We start from the raw sequence: 4,449 nt of genomic DNA, 5'->3' as shown, positions 1-4,449 counted from the left end.
CGAGGAGTCGATCCGCGCCTATGGCATCGACGGCGTCGTGCTGCTGGGTGGCTGTGACAAGACCACGCCGGGCCAGTTGATGGGCGCGGCCTCCGTGGACCTGCCGAGCATCGTGGTCAGCTCCGGCCCGATGCTGAACGGAAAGTGGCAGGGCAAGGACATCGGTTCCGGCACGGATGTGTGGAAATTCTCCGAAGCGGTGCGCGCGGGCGAAATGACGCTGAAAGATTTCATGGCGGCCGAATCGGGGATGAGCCGTTCCAAGGGGGTCTGCATGACCATGGGCACGGCCTCCACCATGGCCTCGCTGGTCGAGGCGATGGGCATGTCGCTGCCCACCAACGCGGCGCTTCCCGCCGTGGACGCGCGGCGCATGGCCCTGGCCCACATGACCGGCAAACGCATCGTCGAAATGGTCGAGGAGGGGCTGAAATTCTCGGGCGTCATGACCCGCGAAAGCCTGGAGAACGCGATCCTGGCCAACGCCGCCGTGGGGGGCTCGACCAATGCGGTCGTGCACCTTCTGGCCATCGCGGGCCGGGTCGGGGTCGACCTGAGCCTCGAAGATTTCGAACTGGGCAGCGAGGTGCCCCTGCTGGTCAACTGCATGCCCTCGGGCAAATACCTGATGGAAGATTTCTGTTACGCGGGCGGCATGCCCGTGGTGCTGAAACGGCTGGGCGACAGGCTCCGCCCGGCCAGGACCGTGCTGGGCGGCGACATCTCCGCCTATGCGGATGGTGCCGAATGCTGGAACGATGACGTGATCCGCACCATGGAAAACCCGCTGAAACCCGCCGCGGGTCTGCGCGTGCTCAAGGGCAACCTGGCGCCCAAGGGGGCGATCATCAAACCCTCGGCTGCCAGCGATCACCTTCTGGAACACGAGGCCGAGGCTTACGTGTTCGAAAGCATCGAGGACTTCAAGGCCAACGTGGACCGCGACGACCTGCCTGTCACCAGGGACAGCATCCTGGTGCTGAAGGGCTGCGGGCCCAAGGGTTATCCGGGCATGCCCGAAGTGGGCAATATGCCGATCCCGGCCAAGCTGGTGAAGGAGGGCGTGCGCGACATGGTGCGCGTCTCGGATGCCCGCATGTCCGGCACCGCCTTCGGCACCGTGGTGCTGCATGTCGCGCCCGAGGCCAACGCGGGCGGCACGCTGGCGCTTGTGCAAACCGGCGACCGCATCCGCCTGTCGGCCTCGAAGGGCGAGCTGGAGCTGCTGGTGCCCGAGGCGGAACTGGCCACCCGCCGCGCCGCCTGGACGCCCGAGGCCCCGCATTACACCCGCGGTTATGCCAAGATGTATATCGACCATGTTTTGCAGGCCGACCAGGGCGTCGATCTGGACTTCCTGGTGGGCAAGGACACCCGCCCCGTGACAAGAGAGAGCCACTGATGACCACAGCCACGTTTCACGACCTCAAGGGGGCGAGTGTTTTCATTACCGGCGGCGGCGCGGGGATCGGTGCCTCGATCACCGAGGGATTCATCGAACAGGGCGCCAGGGTGGCCTTCGTCCAGCGCTCCGATGCCTCCGGCTTCTGTGACGAGATGGAAGAAAAGCACCGGGTGCGCCCCCTGTTCATCCAGTGTGACATCACCGACATCCCGGCCCTGCAAGCCGCCATCGCCCGATCCGCCGATGCCCACGGCCCGATTACCACGCTCATCAACAACGCCGCCAATGACAAGCGCCATGCAACCGAGGACGTAACCGAGGAATTCTGGGACTGGTCCCAGGCTATCAACCTCAAGGCCTATTTCTTCGCCTGCCAGGCGGTGGTTGCCGGAATGCGCGAGGCGGGCGGCGGTTCGATCATCAATTTCAGCTCGATCAGCTACATGATGGGCAACGCCGGCTACCCGTCCTACACCACCGCCAATGCCGGGCTGAACGGCATGTCGCGTTCGCTGGCGCGCGAGTTCGGCCCGGACAGGATTCGCGTCAACGCTCTGGCTCCCGGCTGGGTCATGACCCCCAAACAGCGCGAAATGTGGGTCACGCCCGAGGCGCTGGCCGCGCATCTGGATCGCCAGTGTCTGAAAGACGAGCTTGAGCCGCGCGACATTGTTGACGCCGTGCTGTTTCTGGCGTCCAACACCTCGCGTATGATGACGGGCCAGATGATGGTCGTCGATGGCGGCGTGGTTGTGACGGGATAAGCAGGATGACGGTTGACTGGATCGCAGTGGATTGGGGCACGACGCATCTGCGTGCCTGGCTGATGGGCGGCGGCGAGGCGGTTTGTCTGCGCTCGGACAAGGGCATGGGCGGGCTCGCGCCGGATGAATTCGAACCGGCCCTGCTGGAGCTGGTGGCGGACCGTATTACCGGCTCCACCCCCGTCATCGCCTGCGGCATGGTCGGCGCACGTCAGGGTTGGGTCGAAGCGCGCTATGCCAAGGTGCCCTGCAAGGCGCCCGGTATTGCGGAGGCGATCCGGGTGCCCACGCAGGATGGGCGCCTCGACCTGCGCATCCTGCCCGGCGTATCACAGGACAGCCCGGCGGATGTCATGCGCGGGGAAGAAACCCAGATTGCCGGTTTCCTTGCCCGCGATCCGCAATTCGACGGGGTGCTCTGCCTGCCGGGGACGCATACGAAATGGGCACATGTCTCGGCCGAAGAAATCGTCAGTTTCCAGACCGTGATGACCGGCGAATTGTTCGCGCTGCTCTCCACCGGGTCCGTGCTGCGCCATTCCATGGGCGCGGGCTGGGACGATGAAGCCTTCGCCGACGCCGTGGGCGACGCCATGTCCCGCCCGCAGGCCATTGCCGCCAGGCTCTTTACCCTGCGCGCAGACAGCCTTCTGCACGGCCAGACCCCCGCGACGGCCCGCGCCCGCCTGTCCGGGCTGCTGATCGGCCTCGAACTTGCTGCCACCAAACCCTACTGGCTGGGTCAGCAGGTGGCGCTGATCGGTGCGCCGGACCTGTGCCAAACCTATGCCACTGCGCTTTCCGCTCAGGGGCTCGCCCCGACGCTCCATTCCGGTGACGATCTGACCCTCGCGGGGCTGACCGCCGCCTACCAGACCATGAAGGACACCGCATGAGCCGCGCCATCATCGCCATCCTGCGGGGCGTGACCCCCGCCGAAGTCACCGCGATCGCAGGTGCCATCCTGGACGCCGGCATCGACCGGATCGAGGTTCCGCTGAACTCGCCCGAGCCCCTGGACAGCATCGCCCGCCTGTCCGAGGCCCATGGCGACCGCGCCCTGATCGGCGCGGGCACCGTGCTGACCCCCGAAGACGTGGCCGCCGTGGCCTCCGTCGGGGGCAAGCTGATCGTCTCGCCCGATTGCAACCCCGATGTGATCCGCGCCAGCAAATCCGCCGGGCTCACCAGCTTTCCGGGGGTCATGACCCCGACCGACTGTTTTACCGCCCTGCGTCACGGCGCGGACGGGCTGAAATTCTTTCCCGCCGAGCTGGTCGGTCCCTCCGGTCTGAAAGCCATACGCGCGGTGCTGCCAAAGGGGACCGAGACCTTCGCCGTCGGCGGCGCAGGCCCGGAAAACTTCGCCGAATGGGTCGCCGCTGGCGCCACCGGCTTCGGCATCGGTTCAGCCATCTACAAGCCCGGCGATACGCCGGACGCGGTTGCGGCCAAGGCCGCCACCATTGTCGCCACCTATGACAAGGCCCGGTCATGATCTTTGACGACCGTGCCTGCATTCTGGGCGAAGGCCCGCTCTGGCACCCTGCCCGCGAACAGCTTTTCTGGTTCGATATCAAGAGCAAGCGGCTGCTGACCCGCGACGGGAACCAGCCACGGGACTGGCAATTCGATCACCATGTCTCCGCTGCGGGCTGGGTCGATCACGATACGCTTCTGATCGCCTCCGAGGTCGCGCTCTTGCGCTTCCACATTCCCACCGGTGAGAGCGAACATGTCGTGCCGCTGGAGGCCGACGAGCCTGTCACCCGGTCGAACGATGGCCGTGCGGACCCGTATGGGGGCTTCTGGATCGGCACCATGGGCAAGGAACTGGAACCCGGGGCGGGCGCAATCTATCGCTTCTACAAGGGCCGATTGGAAGTGCTCTACCAGGACATTACGATCTCCAACGCGATCTGCTTCGCGCCGGACGGGCGCACGGCCTATTACACCGACACGCCCACTGGCACGGTGATGCGCCAGCCTCTGGACGGAGAAGGCTGGCCCGAAGGCGCGGCCGAACCCTTCGTGCGGCTCGACGGGCCGGATGGGGCCGTGGTCGATGCGGACGGCTGCCTCTGGGTCGCACAATGGGGGGCGTCGCGTGTGGTGCGTTTCGGGCCGGATGGCAACCTCCTGTCCCATGTGGACCTGCCCGCCAGCCAGGTGACGTGCCCGGCCTTCGCGGGCACCACGCTGCATGTGACCTCCGCCGCCGAGGGCGTCGACGAGGAACACGGCGGCAAGACCTTCGCCATTGATGTTGGCGTGCAAGGC

5 protein-coding genes are annotated in these 4,449 nt (G+C 66.1%); all 5 read left to right on the top strand.

Going from position 1 to position 4,449, the window contains the following annotated elements:
* The coding region (locus Q1V43_RS05725; protein ID WP_300515083.1) for a dihydroxy-acid dehydratase at positions 1-1,402 on the top strand (1,402 nt) is incomplete at its 5' end.
* Positions 1,399-2,169 (top strand): SDR family oxidoreductase, encoded by a 771-nt coding sequence (locus tag Q1V43_RS05720; protein ID WP_300515086.1) that lies wholly within the window; start codon positions 1,399-1,401, stop codon positions 2,167-2,169. The genes Q1V43_RS05725 and Q1V43_RS05720, both read left to right, overlap by 4 nt.
* Before the next feature lie 5 nt (positions 2,170-2,174).
* A complete protein-coding gene (locus Q1V43_RS05715; protein ID WP_300515080.1) occupies positions 2,175-3,065 on the top strand; it encodes a 2-dehydro-3-deoxygalactonokinase in 891 nt (296 codons plus the stop codon).
* A complete protein-coding gene (locus Q1V43_RS05710; protein WP_300515077.1) occupies positions 3,062-3,667 on the top strand; it encodes a 2-dehydro-3-deoxy-6-phosphogalactonate aldolase in 606 nt (201 codons plus the stop codon). Before Q1V43_RS05715 ends, Q1V43_RS05710 begins: the two co-directional genes overlap by 4 nt.
* Positions 3,664-4,449 (top strand): SMP-30/gluconolactonase/LRE family protein (locus tag Q1V43_RS05705; RefSeq protein ID WP_300515074.1); only part of this gene is annotated, 786 nt, incomplete at its 3' end. The genes Q1V43_RS05710 and Q1V43_RS05705, both read left to right, overlap by 4 nt.

The sequence above is a fragment of the Aliiroseovarius sp. genome (assembly GCF_030148435.1).
Classification (GTDB): domain Bacteria; phylum Pseudomonadota; class Alphaproteobacteria; order Rhodobacterales; family Rhodobacteraceae; genus JASBTN01.
Note: the sequence above shows the minus strand (reverse complement) of the source record. Positions and strands in the feature narration are given on the sequence as shown.

Bases quoted from the DNA above. Each gene is read 5' to 3' on its own strand.
- Q1V43_RS05710 (WP_300515077.1), top strand. From the start codon at position 3,062: ATGAGCCGCGCCATCATCGCCATCCTGCGGGGCGTGACCCCCGCCGAA.
- Q1V43_RS05715 (WP_300515080.1), top strand. From the start codon at position 2,175: ATGACGGTTGACTGGATCGCAGTGGATTGGGGCACGACGCATCTGCGT.